The 19,816-nt window shown below is 70.5% G+C and carries 16 protein-coding genes and 1 pseudogene; 8 read left to right on the forward strand and 9 right to left on the reverse strand.

What is annotated here, in order from left to right; genetic code table 11:
- Positions 1–85 precede the first annotated feature (85 nt).
- Positions 86–1,018: a hypothetical protein gene (locus tag ACZ6O2_RS29635; protein ID WP_466025160.1), complete on the reverse strand. Its 933-nt coding sequence runs from the start codon at positions 1,016–1,018 to the stop codon at positions 86–88.
- Between the two features lie 178 nt (positions 1,019–1,196).
- On the opposite strand from ACZ6O2_RS29635, the gene ACZ6O2_RS29640 reads away from it, so the two are divergent.
- The gene (locus ACZ6O2_RS29640) at positions 1,197–4,097 is read left to right on the forward strand and encodes an AfsR/SARP family transcriptional regulator (protein WP_466025161.1); all 2,901 of its coding nucleotides are present in this window, start codon (positions 1,197–1,199) and stop codon (positions 4,095–4,097) included.
- Positions 4,098–4,543: 446 nt separating this feature from the next.
- Here the strand turns inward: ACZ6O2_RS29640 and ACZ6O2_RS29645 are convergent, their stop codons facing one another.
- From ACZ6O2_RS29645 to soxR, 3 genes are all read right to left on the reverse strand, one after another.
- Complete coding sequence (locus ACZ6O2_RS29645; RefSeq protein WP_466025162.1) at positions 4,544–5,821, reverse strand: radical SAM protein; 1,278 nt, start codon at positions 5,819–5,821, stop codon at positions 4,544–4,546.
- Positions 5,822–5,915: 94 nt separating this feature from the next.
- Positions 5,916–6,320 carry a superoxide dismutase, Ni gene (gene sodN / locus ACZ6O2_RS29650; RefSeq protein WP_466025163.1) on the reverse strand — a complete coding sequence of 135 codons (405 nt, stop codon included), beginning with the start codon at positions 6,318–6,320 and terminating at the stop codon, positions 5,916–5,918.
- Positions 6,321–6,564: 244 nt separating this feature from the next.
- Complete coding sequence (gene soxR, locus ACZ6O2_RS29655) at positions 6,565–7,053, reverse strand: redox-sensitive transcriptional activator SoxR (protein WP_466025164.1); 489 nt, start codon at positions 7,051–7,053, stop codon at positions 6,565–6,567.
- A 78-nt stretch (positions 7,054–7,131) separates the two neighbouring features.
- Between soxR and ACZ6O2_RS29660 the strand changes: the two are divergent.
- A pseudogene (locus ACZ6O2_RS29660) lies at positions 7,132–7,248 on the forward strand (ferredoxin); the annotation flags it as partial.
- Between the two features lie 11 nt (positions 7,249–7,259).
- Entirely contained in the window at positions 7,260–8,426 is a 1,167-nt protein-coding gene (locus tag ACZ6O2_RS29665; RefSeq protein WP_466025165.1) for an FAD-dependent oxidoreductase, read from the forward strand.
- A 144-nt stretch (positions 8,427–8,570) separates the two neighbouring features.
- Here ACZ6O2_RS29665 and ACZ6O2_RS29670 read toward each other — a convergent pair whose 3' ends face one another.
- A complete protein-coding gene (locus ACZ6O2_RS29670; protein WP_466025166.1) occupies positions 8,571–11,459 on the reverse strand; it encodes a M48 family metalloprotease in 2,889 nt (962 codons plus the stop codon).
- A 3-nt stretch (positions 11,460–11,462) separates the two neighbouring features.
- Positions 11,463–11,936 (reverse strand): hypothetical protein, encoded by a 474-nt coding sequence (locus ACZ6O2_RS29675; RefSeq protein ID WP_466025167.1) that lies wholly within the window; start codon positions 11,934–11,936, stop codon positions 11,463–11,465.
- An 812-nt stretch (positions 11,937–12,748) separates the two neighbouring features.
- On the opposite strand from ACZ6O2_RS29675, the gene ACZ6O2_RS29680 reads away from it, so the two are divergent.
- A complete protein-coding gene (locus ACZ6O2_RS29680; protein WP_466025168.1) occupies positions 12,749–13,129 on the forward strand; it encodes a YccF domain-containing protein in 381 nt (126 codons plus the stop codon).
- 273 nt (positions 13,130–13,402) lie between these two features.
- On the opposite strand, the gene ACZ6O2_RS29685 is transcribed toward ACZ6O2_RS29680, so the two are convergent.
- Positions 13,403–14,509, reverse strand: coding sequence for a cation diffusion facilitator family transporter (locus ACZ6O2_RS29685; RefSeq protein ID WP_466025169.1), 1,107 nt, complete (start codon positions 14,507–14,509; stop codon positions 13,403–13,405).
- Positions 14,510–14,575: 66 nt separating this feature from the next.
- Here ACZ6O2_RS29685 and ACZ6O2_RS29690 point away from each other — a divergent pair, with 66 nt between their 5' ends.
- On the forward strand, positions 14,576–14,935 hold the full coding sequence (locus tag ACZ6O2_RS29690) for an ArsR/SmtB family transcription factor (protein WP_466025170.1): 360 nt from the start codon (positions 14,576–14,578) through the stop codon (positions 14,933–14,935).
- A gap of 226 nt (positions 14,936–15,161) precedes the next feature.
- Positions 15,162–15,605, forward strand: coding sequence for an OsmC family protein (locus ACZ6O2_RS29695; protein WP_350710395.1), 444 nt, complete (start codon positions 15,162–15,164; stop codon positions 15,603–15,605).
- A gap of 94 nt (positions 15,606–15,699) precedes the next feature.
- On the opposite strand, the gene ACZ6O2_RS29700 is transcribed toward ACZ6O2_RS29695, so the two are convergent.
- Positions 15,700–17,679 (reverse strand): zinc ribbon domain-containing protein, encoded by a 1,980-nt coding sequence (locus tag ACZ6O2_RS29700; protein ID WP_466025171.1) that lies wholly within the window; start codon positions 17,677–17,679, stop codon positions 15,700–15,702.
- A gap of 225 nt (positions 17,680–17,904) precedes the next feature.
- On the opposite strand from ACZ6O2_RS29700, the gene ACZ6O2_RS29705 reads away from it, so the two are divergent.
- Positions 17,905–18,078, forward strand: a complete 174-nt coding sequence (locus tag ACZ6O2_RS29705) for a transposase (RefSeq protein ID WP_466025172.1) — start codon at positions 17,905–17,907, stop codon at positions 18,076–18,078.
- Positions 17,996–18,796 (forward strand): IS5 family transposase, encoded by an 801-nt coding sequence (locus tag ACZ6O2_RS29710; protein WP_466025192.1) that lies wholly within the window; start codon positions 17,996–17,998, stop codon positions 18,794–18,796. Before ACZ6O2_RS29705 ends, ACZ6O2_RS29710 begins: the two co-directional genes overlap by 83 nt.
- 23 nt (positions 18,797–18,819) lie before the next feature.
- Here the strand turns inward: ACZ6O2_RS29710 and ACZ6O2_RS29715 are convergent, their stop codons facing one another.
- On the reverse strand, positions 18,820–19,329 hold the full coding sequence (locus ACZ6O2_RS29715; protein ID WP_350712632.1) for a pyridoxamine 5'-phosphate oxidase family protein: 510 nt from the start codon (positions 19,327–19,329) through the stop codon (positions 18,820–18,822).
- Between the last annotated feature and the right edge of the window lie 487 nt (positions 19,330–19,816).

Consider the following 19,816-nt stretch of genomic DNA (forward strand, 5'->3'; position numbering starts at 1 on the left):
CTGCTCCCCCCGTCTGTTTTTGGTGTGTATCCCTCTCCTTGTTCCTCCCCCCCCCCCCCCCCCCCCCCCCCCCCCCCGCGGCGGGTCAGCTCGCGCAGACCAGGGCCAGCGAGAGCCCCCACGTCTCGGCGTATCCGTCGGCGTCCTCGTGGGCCCAGGCGTTCGCCGTGCCGGCCGTGCCGTTCAGCCCGGTGAGCAGGGTCTGCGTCCGGTCGTCCTCGTGGATGCTGGAGACCTCGATGCCGGCGCCCACGCTGAGCAGCTTGCCGAGGGTGCAGGAGCCGGCGACGTTCCTGAGCGAACCGCTCGTGATCTCCGACGCCGCACGTACCACCTCGTAGCCGGCGGGCTCGTTGGCGCAGATGGCGAACGTCCGGAGGGCTTCCGTGCCGTGCGCCACCGTGCCCTGGTCCACCGTCCGGGCGACGGCCCAGGTGTAGTTGGTCCCCCCGTTCGGCCACAGGGCGTCGCCGAGGGAAACCCGGTCGAGGACGAAGGCGCTGTTCGAGTTGTACACCTCTGCGCCCGAGCCGAGGACCTTCGTGGTGCCCGGGCAGGCCGCGGTCTTGGACAACCGGTGGTGGTCGTTCCATCCGGTCTTGACCTCCGACACCACCTGATAGCCGGACGGCCGGTCGGCACAGAAGGCGAAGTAGGTGAAGCGCCAGTCTCCGGTGTACTTGACCGCGCCGACCTCACGCATCGACACCGTCCAGCTCGTACCGTCGGTGGACGGCGCGGACCTGTCCATCGCCACCCGTCCGGCCGCGTCCGAGGGGCTGGTCAGGTAGCCACCCCCACCGAGGGCGACCTTGCCGGCCGGGCAGGGCACCGTACGGGTTCGGTCCGAGCTGCCGAAGGTCGTCGTCACGGCAACCTTCTCGACCCCGGTTACGACGGGTTTCGCCGGGATCGGATCGAACTCGGCGAGGGCCGGGGCCGCCCAGCCGGCACCCGCCAGCGACGCGGCCAGCACGACGGCTGCGGTAACGGGACCGGTACTGGTGCGGATTCGCATCTGATGACCTCCTGTCATTCGAAGCGCCGACCGGTGTGCACGGCACGCCGGTCAGCTCCGCCGGACGTTTGTCGGCGGCTGACATGAGCGTCGGAGACCACGCTTGCCGTCGGCTAGCCGACGGCTTGCCACCGCATCGACCACATAGGATGGTGATCGTCCGGTCACAGGAGCAGGGATGACAATGAGGTGGTGCGTCCTCGGCCCGGTGGAGGTCTCCGTCGCGGGGCGGGCCCTGCCCATCGACCGGCCGCAGCACCGCGCGCTACTGGCGCTGCTGATGCTCAACGCCGGCCGGCTGGTCTCGCCAGGGCAGCTGATCGAGGCGCTGTGGGCCGCCGACCCGCCGGTGAGCGCGCGGACCCAGGTCCAGGTGTGCGTGTCCCGGATCCGGGCCGCGTTGCGTGCCGCCGACCTTTCCGGGGCACTCGTCACACACAGCGGCGGCTACCGGTTGCTCGTCGACGACGGCGCACTGGATCTGGCCGAGTTCACCGTCCTGGTGCGACAGGCCCGGGCTGCGGAGGCGGCCGGACAACTGACGGAGGCAGCGCGGCTGCTGCGCGCCGGGCTGGCCCTGTGGCGCGGGCCGGCGTTGGCCGGGGCGGCGGGAGCGTTCGTCGAGGCCGCCGCCGCAGGCCTGGACGAGCAGCGGCTGCTCGCCCAGGAGCAGCTGGCCGCGGTGGAGTTGGCGCTCGGCGGGCACGAGACCGTCGCACGCACCCTGCGTCCGCTCGTCGACGCCCATCCGTTGCGGGAGCGGCTGGTCGCGCACTACCTCGTCGCGCTCGCCGGATCCGGGTGCCAGGCGGATGCACTGCGGGTGTACGCCGACACGCGGCGTCGGCTGGTGGAGGACCTGGGCGTGGAACCGGCCGCCGAACTGGCGGAGACGTACCTGCGGGTGCTGCGCCAGGAGGTGACCGGGCCGGAGCCGGCGCGCGGAGGCGGCGTGCCGGCTGGGGAGCCGGCTGAGCCCGGGGGCCGCTCGGCCGGCCCGCCCGCCGGGTCCACACCCGCCCCGGCTCAACTCCCGGCGGACCTGGCCGGGTTCACCGGCCGGGCGGGGGCCCTGCGGGAACTGGACGCCCTGCTGCCGGAAGACGCCGACACCCCGACCGACGCCGGTACGAACCGGACGGTGATCATCTGCACCATCAGCGGTACCGCCGGGGTCGGGAAGACCACGACGGCCGTGCACTGGGCGCACCGGATCGCGCACCGCTTCCCGGACGGGCAGTTGTACGTCAACCTGCGTGGTTTCGATCTCGCCGGACGAGCCGTGTCGCCCGGCGAGGCGCTCCGGGGTTTCCTGGAGGCGCTGCACGTGTCCCCGCAGCGCATGCCCAGCGACCCCACCCAGCAGGCGGCCCTGTTCCGGACGACGGTAGCCGGCAGACGGATGCTGGTGCTGCTGGACAACGCCCGGGACGCCGACCAGGTACGACCCCTGCTACCCGGTACGTCGGGCTGCCTGGTGGTGGTGACCAGCCGTAACCAGTTGACGGGGCTGACCGTCACCGACGGCGCCCACCCGGTGTCGCTGGACCTGCTCGCCCCGGACGAGGCGCGGGCGCTGCTGGAACGCCGACTCGGCCGGGGCCGCTGTCAGGCGGAGCCGGCGGCGGTCGAGGCGATCGTCGGGCGGTGCGCCCGACTGCCACTGGCGTTGGCGATCGTGGCGGCCAGGGCCGCCACCGCCCCCGACCTTCCGCTGGGCACGCTCGCCGCCGAACTCGCCGCGACCCGCGCGGGTGACCTGTCGGCGTTCGACGCCGGTGATCCGGCCACCGACGTACGGGTGGTTTTCTCCTGGTCGTATCAGGCGTTGGACGCCGGGTCCGCGCGGCTGTTCCGGCGGCTGGGCCTGCACCCCGGGCCCGACGTCGGGCAGCCTGCGGCGGCGAGCCTGGCGGGGGTGTCGTTGTCCCAGGTCCGTCCGCTGCTGGCAGGGCTGACCCGGGCGAACCTGCTCACCGAGCGTTCCCCGGGCCGGTACGCCATGCACGACCTGCTGCGCGCCTACGCCGCACAACTGTGCGACGAGGTCGACTCGACGGCGGACCGGGAGGCGGCACGGCACCGCCTGTTCGACCACTATCTGCACACCACCCACGCCGCCGACGAGCTGTTCTATCCCTACCGCCTGGCCTGCCCGGTGACCCTGCCGCCGGCGCGGGCCGGGGTGACCGTGTCGACCGGGTCGGACCACATCTGGGCGGTCGACTGGTTCACCGCAGAGCACCAGGTGCTGCTGGCCACCGTGGCGCAGGCCGCCGCCGAGGGCTTCGACACCCACGTCTGGTCCCTGGCGACGGTACTCACCACGTATCTCGACCGGCGTGGGCACTGGGACGACCTGAGCGCGGTCCAGCAGACGGCGCTGGCGGCGGCACGGCGCGCGGCCGACCTGTTCGGGCAGGCCCAGGCACATCACGGCCTCGCCATCGCCTACACCTGGTTGGAGCGGCACTCCGACGCCCACCGTCACTACCGGGACACGTTGGCGTTGTACCGGCGGCTGGGCGACGACGCGGGTCAGGCGCACGCTCACCTGGGCATCAGTTGGGTGCTGGCCCGCCAGGGCCGGCACGACGCCGCGCTCGACCCGACCCGGCAGGCACTCGACCTGTACCGCAGCGCCGGGCACCTGCCCGGCCAGGCGAAGGCGTTGAACAATCTCGGCTGGTCGTACGCCCAGCGGGGTGACCACGAGGCGGCGCTGCCGCACCTCTGGGAGGCCCTGCGGCTCAATGAGCGAACCGACGACAGACGCGGCGCTGCCATGATCTGGGACAGCCTGGGTTTCGCCCAGCACGGGCGGGGCGAGCACCTGCAGGCGCTCGACTGTTACCACCGCGCGCTGCGCCTGCACCGGGAACTCGGCGACCGGTACGACGAAGCCGATGTGCTGGACAAGCTCGGCGACACCCGTCAGGCGGCCGGTGACCTGGCCGCGGCCCGCACCGCGTGGCGCGACGCGGCGGCGATCTTCGACGAACTGGACCTCCCCGACGCCGAGCGACCCCGTGGCAAGCTGGCCGGCATCGCCTTCGCGGACAGGGACGGCACTGCCTGAGTCGTGCCTGGATGCCCGAGCATCGCGCGGCAGCTGCCAACGTTCCGGAAGGCACTTCGGATCGTTCGAGATGCCGGGCTTGATCCGAAGGTGGTGCATTTGGCGAACTCTGCGGTGGGTGTGGACGTGGGCATCATCCACCCGTACGCCGTGGCCGGGCCCGGCGGGAGGGGCTGTTGGTGTCGGGGCGGGCGATCCGCGCCGAGCATCGCATGCACCCGGCCGACACCAAGGCCCGCCGCCGTGCCGTCGCCCGCCGCGCGCCGAAGCCGGGCCAGCGCGGTTACGACGGTGGCGCCAGTACCGGGCCCGGACGCGCAGGGTGGAGGCCCGGCATCGGAGGCGGGTGCGGCAGGCTCAACACGGGACAGCGCGGCCTCCGGCGCGCGACAAAGGCCTGCAAGAGTGCCGGCTCCTGGCCGTTCAAGGCGACAGGGATTCTGTCATTACGAACGCCCAGTCGGGAGGCTGTCCATGAAGGAGCTGACGGAGAACACGGCGTGGCCGGGTCCGGCCGGCCCGTATCCGGGCGGGCTGGAGAGGCCGTTGCCTTCCATGGTCGCGCGGTAGACCTCCAGCAGCCGGACGTGGTACTCCAGCGGCGCCCCCTCGGGGTTGGTGCGGCCGAGCGGCGTGGTCGGCTCGGGGCACCAGGTGGTGAAGCGCGGGGTGATGCCGCGCGACATGAAGTACTGGAGGCCCTCGGCGGTGGACGCGATGGCCTCGTCCACGGTCGTGAAGCCGTGCGGGGCGGCCATCTCGACGCCGGCCACGAAGTTCGGAATCACGTTGCGCGGCCCGAAGATCTCGGCCGAGTCGAGGATGCGGCGGTGCCACTCCTCGCGGCCGACGTAGCGCTCCTTGCCGGGGCAGTAGAGCTCGAATAGGCGCTTGTCCCACACCTCGTAGTTGGGGTGGTAGATCTGAATGCCATAGTTCTTGAACCGCTGCACGTCGGTGCGGGGCAGGGCCTGCGCGACCACCTTGCCGAGCCAGCGCCCCGGGAACCGTTCCTCGATCGCCTGGGCGTACCGGCCGTAGAAGTCGGCCTCCGTGCGCCCGTCGACCTTGGAAGTGATACTGCCGCCGGTAAGCGTGTACGCCTGGGACGCACGCTCGGTGTCGTACTTGTCGATGATCTCCAGGGCCTCGAGGACCTCGTCGACGGGTTTGACTCCGGTGTACGGGCGGCCGGCCGCCTTGTGCTGCCGCCAGTTGTGGTTGATGTCGCAGTACTGGCACTCCTCCTTGGCGCCAAAGTACTGGCAGACCCGGAAGACGGTCAGGTAGATGAGGTAGCCCCACTGGATCGTCGGGGCCACCTCCATCACCGACTTCCCGTTGGCCAGCGGTTGCTGGTAGTACGCCGGCATTGGCGGCAGCCCGACGTCGGCGATCGGCTTGCCGTCCAGGAACAGTCGCGTCCGTCCGTCGTCGCCGGTCCTGACGCGGTACGGCGAGGCAGGATTGGTGCGGACCGACACGATCGTCCGCCGCAGCCCGTACGGCCCGCCGGTCAGCACGATTTCCTCCGGTGGCCGGCGCAGCGCCGCCGTGCCCAGCTCCGGCAGGGTCCGGTGGTCGAAGGAGAAGATGAAGTACGACTTTGGTTTGACGTCGCCGGTTTCGTTGTCCGTCAGCGCCGAGTCGTCGAAGGCGAGCCCGCCGCGCAGCAGGTCCTCCTTGATGACCGCCTCGTGCGGTACCTGTGGGAAACGGCTCATCACATTCTCGACGAGATCAGTGCGAGACGGCATACACCCTCCTCAACGGGTTTCGCGGGACCGGGTGGCAGGGCGCCACCCGATCACCCACGTGTCAGCTCTGCTTGGTCTCCCAGAAGATGGTCGCGATCTCCTCGATCTTGGCGAGGAGTTGCTCGGCGACGGCCGGGTCGGCGGAGCCCTTCGTGCCGCTGGCACCGGCCAGCTTGGTGGCCTCGTTGAACAGGCCGTGCAACTGCGGGTACTTCTCGAAGTGTGACGCCTTGAAGTAGTCGGTCCACAGCACCCAGAGGTGGTGCTTGACCAGTTCGGCGCGCTGCTCCTTGATGATCAGCGAACGGGCGCGGAACTCCGGGTCGGTGTTGTCCTGGTACTTCTTGCTGATCGCGAGGATCGACTCGGCCTCGATGCGGGCCTGGGCCGGGTCGTAGACCCCACAGGGCAGGTCGCAGTGGGCGCTCGCGATGGTCCGCGGGCGCAGCAGAGATGACAGCCTCATCGAATTCCTCTCGGCAACAACGGTGTAGTGACGAAATCCCTGGCGTGATGGACGAGCGGACCGTCATGGCCCGAGGAACACCTCGAGCACAGCAGCCGCGACGAGCGTCGCGGCGCCGGACCGTCCGGTCCGGCCGCGCTGATGACCGTCACCCCCGTCGGACAGCGGCGGAAGGCACCCTGCATCAGCTCCGCGACGCCGATTCGTTGATCCACAACAACGACGCTAGACATTCAACCCGACTTCAGGTCAAGCCCGAGCTGTCCTGCTCACACCTCTCGTCGAGGCGTACCGGTCCCTGGCCCTGATAGCGAAGCCGATCCCCGGGATTGCGCGTCCCACACGACCGCATGGAGAGGCAGCCGCATCCGATGCAGCCCGTGAGATGGCGCTCGAGGTTCCCGATGTAGCGCCGCCGGGCTTCCAGCTCGCCCTTCCACATACGCGACACGCGGTGCCAGTCGTGCTGGCTTGGCGGTTGGCCGGCCGGCAGCGTGGCGAGGATCGCAGCGACGTCGGCGAGCGAGACGCCGAGCCGCTTGGCGGCGAGGACAAGAGAGATGCGGCGCAGCATATGGCGCCGGTAGAGGCGCTGATTGCCAGGGCTGCGCTCGGCGGCGATCAGCCCTTTGTCCTCGTAGAACCGTAGTGCGGAGGCGGGCAGCCCGGTACGAGCAGTGACCTCGCCGACGGTGAGCAGATCATCCGGGCCCGCAGGCTGCTCTGGTGGCACCCGGAGACCGTAAAACGTGAACCCTGGTTGAGTTCAAGCGGTTGAGGTGAAGTGCGGTTGAGGTTTTAGCGTTCACCCGTGACTTACGTGATCGCGTTGCCCTGCGTGGATCTGAAGGACAAGGCGTGCGTCGACGAATGCCCCGTCGACTGCATCTACGAGGGCGATCGGATGGCCGCGCTGCCACCGCAGGAGACGGAGTGACGATGGAGTTGTCCGTGGCGATCGTCGGCGCCGGCCCGGCCGGTGTCCACGCCGCCGGTGCCTTGAGCGAACTCGCACCCGGGACGCGGATCGACATGTTCGAGCGGCTGCCCGCCCCGTATGGCCTGGTCCGGCACGGCATCGCCCCGGACCATCCCGCCCGGGTCACGAAGCTCACCGGCGAGCTTCGTGCCGTGCTCGCCGGCAGCGGCGCCCAGCTCTTCTGCGGTGTCGAGATCGGCACCGACGTCACGGTGCGCGACCTGCGCAACCGCTACGACGCGGTCGTCATCGCCACCGGCGCCCGGCGCGACGTCCCCGTCGAGCTGCCCGGCCTCGGTCTGCCCGGCTCCTTCGGGGCGGCGGACTTCGTCGCCTGGTACAGCGGCCACCCCGACGCGTCGCCGGCGTGGACGCTGCGCGCGGAGTCCGTCGCCGTGATCGGCGCCGGCAACGTCGCCCTCGACGTGATCCGGATGCTGAGCAAGCCCGCGTACGCCCTCGCCGGCACCGGCATCCCGTTGCACGTGTTGAACGAGTTCGCCGCCAGCCCGGTCCGCGACATCCATCTGTTCGCGCGCCGCGGCCCGGCCGACACCCGCTTCAGCCCTAGCGAGCTGGGCGAGCTCGGTGACCAGGACGACGTCGATGTCATCGTTGACCCTGCCGACCTGGCCCCCGATCTGCACATGGAGCGCATGACCCGGCAATTCGCGCCCACCCGGAAGGTCGTCGACATCCTGCGAGCCTGGTCGCGGATCCCCGCTGCCGCACGGACCGCGTCACGGCGCGTCCACCTGCACTTCTACCGGATCCCCGCAGCCATTCTCGGCGTCGACCGGGTGCAAGGGCTGCGCACCGAACGCGCCGTGCCCGACGGCTACGGGCACATCACCGGTTCCGGTGACTACGAGGACCACAAGGTCCAGGCCGTCTACCGCGCCATCGGCTACGCCGTTTCACCCCTGGCAGGTGTGCCCTTCGACCCCGGTACCCGCACTGTTCCGCATCGCGCCGGGGCGGTGCTCGGCGAGCCGGGACTCTACGTCACGGGCTGGGCCAAACGCGGCTGCATCGGCCTCGTCGGCGCCACACGCGCCGACACCTTCCAAACCGCAAGAACGCTCTTGCAGGATCACGTACGCGAGCGAGGAACCGACCATGCGTGATCCCGCACGGGTCGCCGTCATCGGCGCCGGTCTGTGGATCTAACGGTGTTGCCGGCCAGACGCACCGCGTTGTGCGTGGTGAGGAGGGTGCCGTGACGACCCCGACACCGAACGACGTGACACCGAGGAAGGCCACAGCGCCCGTCAGCCCCCGCCGGCCTTGCGGATGTCCGTGAACCGCTGGCCGACCGCTGCCAGGTGCGTGTACGCGAGCTGCAGGTCGGCGATCGAGGTGACGAACGGCTGACTGTCCCCGGTTTCGAAGGAGCGCGAGCAGTCGCGGCCTGCCCGCGCGGCGTGCTCGACGAAGGACTGCCAGCTCGTCTGCGCCTGCGCGTCGGGCACGGCTGCGTAGCGAGCGGCCTCCTGGGCGATCGTCTCGATGCTCGCGCACAGCGGCCGGATCCGGGCCTCGTCCACCTCGACTTTGCCGTTCGCGCCCGGTTTCCGCGCTTTCAGGTCGCTGATGGCGACGGCGAACTTGCCGTACACGTCGAAGAACCGGGTCGTCAGACTGCCGCCACCCCGGCTCATCCAGGCCGCCACCTCGACGGCCTTCAACCGCGGCGAACCCGGGGAACCGGTCGGACCGGCCGTGGACGCGGCACCGCCGGTCGGCGGGGTGCTGCTGCTCGGTCCGGGTCGGGCAGCGGTGCCCTCGCTGGCCGGTGCGGCCGCCTCGAGCGCGATCATCAGCGTCATTGCCATCGAGACGACCACCGTGACGAACGCACGCCGCACCACCATTCGCGGCCGCCCCGGCACGTCGACGGCTGCCGGCCGGTCCCGCCGCCACCGGGCGGTGACGGCCCGCGCGCCGGCGACGAGCCCGGCGGCCGGGATGGCCGCGATCAGCGCCAACACCAGAATCCCGTCGAGCAGCCCACGCCACGCCGTCCACGCCTGCCCTGGCTGCCAGCCGCAGGAGGTGTGGAACAGCGTCAACGGCCCCACGCAGCCGTCGACGGCGACGAGCGCGAGCACGCCCACCGAACCACCGAGCACGGTCAGCTGGCCTGCGATGACCGCCGCGACGAGTTGCTGGCGGCCGGCGAGCATGCTGGCGACGAAGGCGCTCAGCGCCGCCGCGCCCAGCAGGGCGAACGTGACCCAGCCCTGATAGACGGTGACGAAGATCTGGGCCCGGGTCCCGATCACCGGCAGGGCGAGGTGCATGACCGCCATCGTCGTCGCGACCGCGGCCCAGCACAGCAGAGTACCGGCGAGGGCGGGCAGCACCAGCCGCCGGAATCGGGGCAGTGGCACCGGCCGCGGCGGCATGGCTGGAGCCGGCGCGACGAGGACCTCCGCACCCGGCCCCGGCACCGGAGCCAGACCTGGACTCGGCGCCGGGCGGGGCCGGACCAGCCAGGCGGCGAGCGGAATGGCCCATGAAACAGCGACCGCGATCTGGCTGAGCGGCACGGCCTCCAGCACCATCATGGACGTCAACCAGAAGAGCACGACATAGGCCGGCAGCACCGCCTCGTACGGCAGCAACTGCCCGGGTTCGAGACCACCCGGCGCGAGGAGCAGCGCGATGTTGCTCCGCGGTATGGGCACGCCGTGCGCCAGCCAGACACCCGGGCCGCGCCACCACGTCATCCAGCCCACGATCGCGACGAAGCCGGTGACGAACACGATCCACCGCACCGGGCGGAGGGAACGTCCCGGCCATGCCGACACCCACAGGTGGCAGCACTGTGTGATCCACCAGGTCACCGCGACGCCGGCGAGGACCAGCAGGAGCAGCAGCAAGGGCTGCTGGGGCAGCCACTCCCAGATCGCGACCCGGCCGGACACGAACTCGGTCACCAGCATGCCCAGCCCCAGCCACAACCCGGCCCGCAGGCCCCGGGGGCCACCGCGGCCCGCCTGCCAAGCCGGCTCCACCGCCTGCCAGACCAGACTGGAGATCACGCCGGTGGCCAGCAGCGCCACCGCGGCCACCGAGGCGACCGCCGGAGCGACCGTCGAGCCGGCCGCCGAGGCGACCGCCGAAGGGTCGATCCAGAACAGTTGAGCGTCGACCAGGATCAGGGCGGCACCGGTGAGGAACATCGCCAGTGCCGGGATGCGGGACAACACGCCGGGGTCGGCGAGCACCCGCCGGCGGGACTCCCAGTCGGGATGGATCCGCCACAGCTCACCGAAACCGGCCAGCAGGCGTCGACCCCGGCCGGCCCGCACCGGCGACGCGGCCGGCCAGCCGCGCAGATCCGCGCCCCACCGCGCCGCCGCCAGATCGGCGTGGAACTCCCGGGTCCGGAGCAGGTCCGAACGCGACAGGTAGACCAGCGCCACCAGCAGGGCCGCCGCCAACAGGTTGCGATGCGTGGGCACCGCATCGGGGGTGAAGGGAAACCTGACGAACAAGTGCAGGTGCGTGGCCACGAACGGCACGAGCGCCACCACGACGAAGGACCGCCACAGCGCGACCGTCGCGTAGGTCAGCGTCACGTCCCGGTTGTCGATGTGCCCCAGCTCGTGCAGTAGCACCGCGCGGACGGCATGCGGGTCGGTGCGCATCCGGGCCAGTAGCCCACCGTGCAGACACAGTCTGGGGCGTCCGGTCCGGCCGAACACCACCGCGCCGGCCGACAACGCGGTGGGGTCGACCAGCACTGTCGGCACCCGCCGCAGCCCGGTCTGCACCACCAGTTCCGCGATCATCCGGCCGACCTGCCCTTCCCGGTCGACGGCGGCCAGCGGCAGCACCCGCCCGCGCCGGGCCTTCCACCGGGGCAGAACCGCGAACAACACCGCGGCGGCACCGAGCAACAGCAGGGAGGTCGCCGGGATCACCCACCACGGCGGTGTGACGGCCTGCACCTCAACGCAGTCCGTCGGGTCCCAGGTGACCCGCCGGTCATCTGTCGGGACCATGCCGGCGCAGGTGACGGCGGCCGGCCGGAGCAACCCGAGATTCGCCAGCGTGAACTGAGTCATCCACACGCTGGCGACCAGCAGCAGCGTCAACAACAACACGAAACGCAGCGTCGTGGCGGCGAGCTGCCGTCCGGCACCAGGCACGACCTACCCCTCCGCAGCGCTCTGATCGAGGGCCAGCCGGGCCACCACGGCGTCGGCCACCGCGACCGCCTTCGTGTCGGTCAGGCCCCGCTCGGCGGCGACCTCCAACACCCGCCGCCGAACGTCACCCAGCTGCTCCTTGGACAACGGAGGCACCACGACCTGGCCGGTGCCCCGCTGGAACACTCGCCGCCAGAGCGCACCGAACCCCCGCTCCGCCCGGTTGACGGCCGCGCCGGCCGCACGCTGCGCCACTTCGTTCAGCACCAGCCAGACCACCGGGGTCACCAGCACCGCGACGTCGGCCAGGCCGAACCCCAGCGCCTCGCGACGCGCTCCGGAACCCCGCAACCGGCGTGCGACCGCCCGGCCGCCCAGCGTCGCGAGACCGTCCACCACCACCAGCTCCTCCGGCGCGTGGACAGCGACCACGTCGCGCACCACCCCCGCCACCGTGCCGTGCACCGCCGAATCCATCGCAGCCTCCCGGGGACAGAGCGCAGGAAGCCACTGTCACATCAGAAACAAACACATGCCAGTCATCGATGCGACCAAATGAGCTTTAAGGTAGTCAACCGCAGCGCCAGGTCTAGTACCAACGCCGTTCAGTTGAGTCGGTTGGTGGCTTGTCAAGGCGTGTCGAGGAGTGCGAGGCAGCGGAGCTCCGGTAGAGAGGGTTGTCACTCCGAGACACCCCGCAACCAGGAGCTTCGCCGTCGGGACAGATTGCCCCAACGCGTACGACGATGGTGGCGGCGGGCCGGTTCGCGCCGGGTCACCTGGTCGGGTCGACACAGCTGGTGCCGTTCGAGACGGTCGATGATGCGCTGGAGACCGCTTATCGGATATCCGCAATACCGTGCCGATTCCACACCGACGCGGAGTCGGCGGGGCTGCGTCGGGACAGCCCGCCGAGTGGGCCGACGCGGTCGCCCTCGACACGGTGATCCGCAACGGGTCGGCGCGGGCCAACGCCGACGGACACCCGCTGCACGGGCAGTTCCTCCCGCACCGACAGCGGGTCCCGCTCGACCGGGTCATCTCGCGCCCACAGCCCGCCGACGCTGACGTCCCGGACGCGCCGCCAGGTACGTCCGTGGACATGTCCCCACCCCGACCAGCCCGTCGACACCGCAGGCGGCGGGAGCGCCGGGGCGCGGGAGGCGGCGTGACTGAACATCCTCCCCAGCCCGCACGACTCACCGAGAGACTGCGGCTCGGATCGCGGTGCGACGGCCGCTGCCGCCAGGTGCCACCCGGAGTGGCGGGCGGTGGTCATGCTGGAAGGCATGATCCGGTTCGTGCTCAACGTGCTGTGGCTTGTCTTCGGCGGTGGCCTCGTGCTCGCCGCCGGCTACGGTATCGCCGCGCTGATCTGCTTCGTGCTGGTCGTCACGATCCCGTTCGGCGTCGCTTCCCTGCGCCTGGCCGTCTATTCCCTGTGGCCCTTCGGCCGCACCGTGGTGCCCAAGCCCGGCGCCGGGATCGCTTCCGGGCTGGCCAACGTCTTGTGGGTGGTGCTCGCCGGCTGGTGGCTGGCCCTGTCCCACATCATCGCTGGCATCGCGCTCTGCCTCACGATCATCGGCATCCCGTTCGGCGTCGCCAACTTCAAGCTCGTCCCGGCCGCGTTCTGGCCCCTCGGCCGCGAGGTTGTCGACGCACCATAGAAGCGGCGCCTCTGATCCACAGCGATGGCCGGGACCTGGCAGGGCGCGAGCCTGGCTCGAGCGGTCACGGGGGGATCCACCCGAGCCGGCGTCGCCAACCTGCACCCACGACACGCCGCCGTTGCCAGCAGCGGGTCGCGTTCCAGGTGGCCAAGCCACGGCGTCACGCGTAGGAGGGCGCGGGTCAGCCTGCTCGAGGTACTGACCGCGGCCACGGCCGCTTCGACCTCAAGTTCGTCGCAGGCGGTGCGTCACCGTCACCCGCTCGGGTCGTCAGCGAAGCATCTGCCGGCGTTTGTGTGACAGGTCGGTGTGGTGGTGGGCACCGGGGTGGCAGCGGGGATCGGTGTGGACGGTGGCGCTGGTGAGTCGGGGTACGGCGTGGGTGAGTTGGTGTTCGGCGTCGGCGGCGATCTCGTGGGCGGCGACGAGGCTGAGGTGGGTGTCCACGACGAGTTCGGCTTCGGCGTGGAGGCGGTGGCCGATCCAGCGGAGCCGGACGGTGGTGACGTCACGGACGCCGTCGACGCCGCGCAGTGTGGTTTCGGCCTGATCGACCAGCTCAGGGTCGACGGCGTCCATGAGGCGTCGGTAGACCTCGCGGGCGGCGTCCTTGAGGACGAAGGTGATGGCGACAGCGATGGCGAGACCGACGACCGGGTCGGCCCAGCACCAGCCGAGGGCGGCCCCGCCGGCGGCGGCGAGCACGGCGAGGGAGGTGTAGCCGTCGGTGCGGGCGTGCAGGCCGTCGGCAACCAGGGCGGCGGAGCCGATCCGGCGGCCGACGCGGATGCGGTAGCGGGCGACCACCTCGTTGCCGATGAAGCCGACGAGGCCGGCGGCGGCCACCCAGGGCAGGTGGGTCACCTCGGCCGGGTGCAGCAGTCGGGTGATGGCGGTCCAGGCGGCGGCGACGGCGGAGGCAGCGACGACCGCGACGATGATGATGCCGGCGATGTCTTCGGCCCGGCCGTAGCCGTAGGTGTAGGCGCGGGTGGCGGCGCGCCTGCCGAGCAGGAATGCTATCGCGAGGGGTACGGCGGTGAGGGCGTCGGCGACGTTGTGCAGGGTGTCGCCGAGCAGAGCGACCGAGCCGGACAGCACGACGATGACCGCTTGAGCGACGGCGGTGATCCCAAGGCCGACGAGCGAGATCCACAGGGCGCGTAGTCCCTCGCGGGAGGACTCCAACGCCGGGTCGGTCTTCGCGCGGGAGTCGTGCGAGTGGGGGACGACCGCGTGGGTCAGCCGGTGCCACCAGGCGGCGAACCGGCCACCGTGGTGATGGCCGTGATCGTGCGGGTGGTCGTGGCCCTGGCCGTGACCGCGCTCGTGACCGCCCGGATGGTCGTGGCCCTGGCCGTGATCGTGGTCGTTCACCGCGTCTCCCAACGTCCCTTACGGCAGGGGAGTTGGTACCCCCGACTGCGGCGATAATATGTGCTCATGTACGCACGCGACAATGATGCAGGTGCCAGTGACCTGCAACAACGCCTCCCTGCCGACAGCCACGTCGAGGCAGCAACGGAGATGTTGCGGATGCTCGCGGACGGCACACGGCTGCGGTTGATGTGGCTGCTCGTCGACGGGGAGCACGACGTGACCGCGCTGGTGACGGCGCTGGGAGTGGCGCGGCCGGCGGTGTCGCAGCACCTGGGCAAGTTGCGGCTGGCAGGACTGGTCACGGTGCGGCGCAACGGCCGGCGTGCGTTGTACCGCGCCCGGGGAGGTCATGTGCGTCGACTCGTAACCGAGGTTACGCACGCCGCGTCGCACCGGGTGGCCGGCATCCCCGAGCACGACTGACCACCCGGGGCCAGAGCACTACGTGATGGGCTTGGAGCGGGGGGCGGTGGACCACTCGGGGGTGAAATCGCGGACCGTCTCCCTGGCGGTGCGGGCGCGGTCGCCTTGGACGTGCACCCCGAGATGATGCCGGACGGCACCTGGCCAGTCGCCTTCCCGCGCGGCGAACCATCGCCGGTCAGGCCCGGCGGCTCGGGGACCAGGATGCCTGGATAGAGTGCCTGCCATGGGTGAGGACACCGTCCGCTCGGTGGAGATCGAGCGCACCAGCGTGGGGCAGTACGTCGTGCGGAATGTCCGCGGCGGATCGATGTCGATGGGCACGGGCGAGGACGGCAGCTTCACGCCGGTGGAACTGCTCTTGGCGGCTATCGGCGGCTGCACCGCGATAGATGTGGACCACATCACCAGCCGCCGCGCCGAACCGACTCAGTTCTGCGTCGAAGTCACTGGCGACAAGATCCGGGACGAGACCGGGGGAAACCGGATGGAGAACCTCACGGTCGCGTTCACCGTGACGTTCCCGGTGGGCGCGGACGGCGACAGGGCGCGCGAGGCGCTGCCTCGGTCGCTGCAGCAGTCGCACGACCGGCTCTGCACCGTCTCCCGTACCGTCGAACTTGGCACTCCCGTCTCGATCGTCGAGGCTGCCGGTTCTACCGGGGACTGAGGTCTCCGGGCGTCATCCGGGGTCTACCGGCGGCGAGGTGTTCGATCATCCCGCGGGCGGAGTGCTCGCGCTTCTCGATGTGCAGCGTCTCTGGTCAGCTTAGCGATCCTGTGTCGGATTGGGTTTCCGGGATCGTTTCCCACTGTGGTGGGGAGGCGTGGGCGTGGAGGTGGAATCCTGCGCCCAGGGCGGCTCCTCGTGGCCGGTGGCCGGTGGTGGGTGTTGTGCTGGTCGTGTTCACGCCCTGGTGTCGGTGGGCTGCGCGGGGCAGCTTCAGCCGGTCCGTTGGTGCGTGTCCCTCCGGACGCTTGCCCGCCTGGCTGTGGGGCCGGGTGGGGGAGGGTGCCCTGCGTCGCCTGGGCGCGGGGCGTGGTGGCTTGTGCCGGGTGGGGCCGGTCTTCGACCGGTCCCGGCGGCTGCTTTTGGTGGGTGGGGTGACGACGGCTGTGGTTTCGAGTTTGTCCACGACCGCGCGGATCACCATCTGCCCGCTGGCCTTGTCGGTGATGGTCGTGGCTTGGTGGGTGAGGCCGCGGGCGGCGATGCGGCGCCAGGCGCCGTTGTCGCGGTCGCCCTGCCAGCCGCAGCCGCCCGTGTTGGGGCAGATGGCCCACTTCCATCCCGCCAGGGTGGGCTTGTCGGGGGCTTTGCGGTGTTGCAGCGGGGTCAGGCATTGCGGGCAGTGTTTGGAGGTGTTGCGGGCGGGGACGGTGACCACGGCGATACCGGTCTCGGCGGCAAGGTGCCGGATGCGGTCGGTGATCTTTCCGCGTACCTGTTGGGACAGGCGCGTGTTGCGGGTGCGGCCCATGCCCTTGGCTTCCATCGAACGCAGGTCTTCCACATAGATGACGCTCGCCTTGGCGGCGATCGCCTGGTCGACGGTCCAGCGGGCGGCGGCCCACGCGAGGGCGCTGTTGAGGTGTGAGCGGCGGTCGGACACGTGCCGGATCTCGGCGCGCAGCGCCTCGTGTTTCGCTTCCAGGTGCTCGTCGGGGTGGCCGCCGGTCAGCCGCAGGTACTGGTCGTCCTTGGCGTGCAGCCGTTCTGACAGGCGTCGGAGGCGGTGCTGTTTGGCGAGGACTCCGGCGGCCCGGAACTGGCCACCAGCCCCCAACGCCGTGATCCGCCCATCCTTCTGTAGCCGTAGGGCTCCCGCGCTGAGGAGTGTGTTGAGGCCCCAGTCCACGCCGAGCGCCACCATATGACCGGTGGGCTGGGCCTTCGGCACGGCATGGGTGTATGCCATATCGGCGCACACCTGTCGGCCGGTGACGCGGAGGGTGGGCAGGTGCAGCACCGCCGAGACGGGAACCGTGGGCGGCAGGATGATCGGGCAGGCGACCCACGTCCAGTCCCGATACGCCCGCGGATCCGCACGGGTGGGCAACTGCACGCGCAGCAGCGCCCTGGCCGGGTCGGCCTCGCAACGCTCGATGGTGGCCTGCTGCCGGTCACACGCGGCCAGCAGCAGCATCCGCGGGACCTTCGGGACGCCTTCAAGCTCGAACACATCCACCGGCAAGTGACCGGTGGCCCTGAGGAACGTGGCGGCCTGCCGGGTGCGGGACTTGATGATGCTGGACGGCAGATGCTCCCCGCCAGGGATCGACGCCCGAACCTGCTCCCACTCGGCGGGAGTGCGCTGACGTGGATCGGCCGGCCACGTCGCCAACACCCCCGCGGTCACACCGGCACGCCACCCCACCGAACGCAGAACACGCCCCGCCTGCTCCTGCGCCATCCGCACGACCCGGTCGTTGACGATCACACCCTCCGGGACGGTGACCGTCCAGCCCAGCCGCCGCAACGCCATCCACGCATGCGACGGCAACCTCCGGCCACCCGCATCCACCCCGCCGGCCAACACCCCCACATCCGCGGCATTCAAATGCTCGCTGATCAGAGCGCCCACCATTCCCGCCACCAGATCGGCACACCAGCCGACCCGCTGCGCAACCGCGACCTGGGACAGCACCTCACCGGTCTTCTCGTCCACACCCCCACGCACAAAGGTGGGGGCGCACGCCGTGCGGGACGTCTCGCCTTCGGCCAGCGGCAGCTTCCCGCTCACCGGCCTACCACCTCGACACCGATCGCAGAAAACCGGCGCCCACGGCCGAACCACGACACCGGAACCCTCCCCGACCCAGCCCAAAGACGAAACGTCACCGGGTGAACACCCAGACGCTTCGCGGACTCCGCGAATCGAAGAAATCCCACACCATCAATCTAGAATCACCCAAGATCCCTAATCAAGTTGGTGAGCCTTGGGCGTGTCCTGCCGATCTTGTAGTGGTTGATCGTTGACGATGCGCCGGTGGTACGTCGTGGCGAACTGACCGATGAGGCGTGGGCGGTGATCGCGCCGCTGCTTCCCGAGCCGGGTGGTGCTCGGGGGCGGTGGCGGGATCACCGGCAGGTCATCAACGGGATCTTGGTGGAAACTGCGCACGGGTGCGCCGTGGCGTGACCTGCCGGAACGGTTCGGGCCTTGGAAGACCTGCCACGAACGACTGCGCCGGTGGACCGCGGACGGGACGTGGGATCGGATCCTGGCCGCGGCGCAGGTTATGACGACGGCACACCGGTGCAATGGACGATCAGCATCGACTCGTCGATCGTGCGGGCGCATCAGCATGCCGCTGGCGCCCGTAAGAAGGGGGCTCCCCAACCTGTCCGGCGACGCCTGGTGCGCAGGATGGCGAGGCGATCGGCCGGTCCCGAGGCGGACTGAGAGTACGAAGATCCACTTGGCGGTCGACGGGCGCGGCCGGCCGTTGTCGATCCTGCTCACCCCCGGCCAGGCCGGCGACAACCCCCAACTCCTCGCGCTGCTGGACGCGATCCGCGTCAACGAACCCGGACCCGGACGGCCCCGCAAACGCCCCGACGTGCTGGTCGCGGACAGGGGCTACGCCCACGACTCCACCTGCCGAACCCTGCGATCGCGCGGGATCCGGCACGTCATCCCGGAACGCTCCGACCAGGTCGCCTGCCGGTCCGCCAAGGGCAGCGCCGGCGGACGGCCACCGGACTTCGACAAGGAGGTCTACCGCAAGCGCAACGTCGTGGAGCGCTGCATTAACCGGCTCAAGCAGTGGCGTGACCTGGCCACCCGCTACGCCAAACGGGCATCCCTCTACCAGGCCAGCCTTGTCCTCATCGCCGCCATCATCTGGCTTGCGTGATTTTTCGGCCTGAAGAGGCATCTTCAGCGACGCCAGAATTGCCGGGGTGCGAACCCTTCACGTCGCAGCCAGTGCTCGGTATAGACAACCCGCTCTGCCTCAACGACCACGAGTGTGTCCTCGGGCGGCTCGGACAGGGGTCGCCCTCGCTCGGCGTGCTCGTTCTCCCATCGGAACGCCTCCCAATAGTGCGCACGGTCCGGATGCCCCGGATCAAGCACCCTGGCAGTTCCGAACAGTTGAGCCCCGCGACTGCTGGCCAGCCCGACCAGCGGCGCGAAGATCCCGACGGACACGCGCGGATCGGTAGCGATGTTGCGCATCTTCGGCGAACGCGGCGCGGCGGTGAAGAGCACCGCGAAGCCGAGCGGGTAGTACCGCACCGGGGTGGCCAGCGGCCCGTCCGGACCCGTGGTCGCGAGCACGCACATGTTCTGCGACGACAGTAGGTTGAGAATGCGCTCTTCAAGCCGTTCACGATCGAGCCGCCTCGCCGGCGTGGGCCCGGTCAGCCACGGGTTGGTCAACGGCATGCAGCGTCCTCGATCATGGCGAGCACCCTACCCACATGGCCTGCCCAACGGCTACCAAGATCGACAGGACACGCCCTTGTGGCCGCCACGTCGCGGATGGGGCGGCGACGGAAGCTTTCGCCCGCCCTGATCCTTCCCGTTCTCGGACTACGCACCAAGGTTAGGCGCACGGCTCCGCGGCTGAGGGAGCGTGCTCGGCGCGGTTCAGCCCGCGTCCGCCGCGGCCGGTGCGTCTACGAGATTGGTGAGTCGATGCGCCGCCCGCGTCACAGCAGTCGGCCCTTCAGCTGAGACCGCGGTGAGCGGCCCACAGCGCGCTGGCCTGGTTGGCAGCCTTGTCGACCAGGGCCACCAGCTCGGGCCTGTCGGGCACGGGGAACGAGGCATAGGTGCCTCGGCCGCCGCCAGTCGGTCGGCCGTACGCCTTTGCCGCGAGGCGCCCGTCCGGGAGGAGCTGCGGCAACCAGCAGCGGTTGCCTGGCGTGGA

It is taken from the genome of Micromonospora sp. NPDC048040, assembly GCF_055587185.1.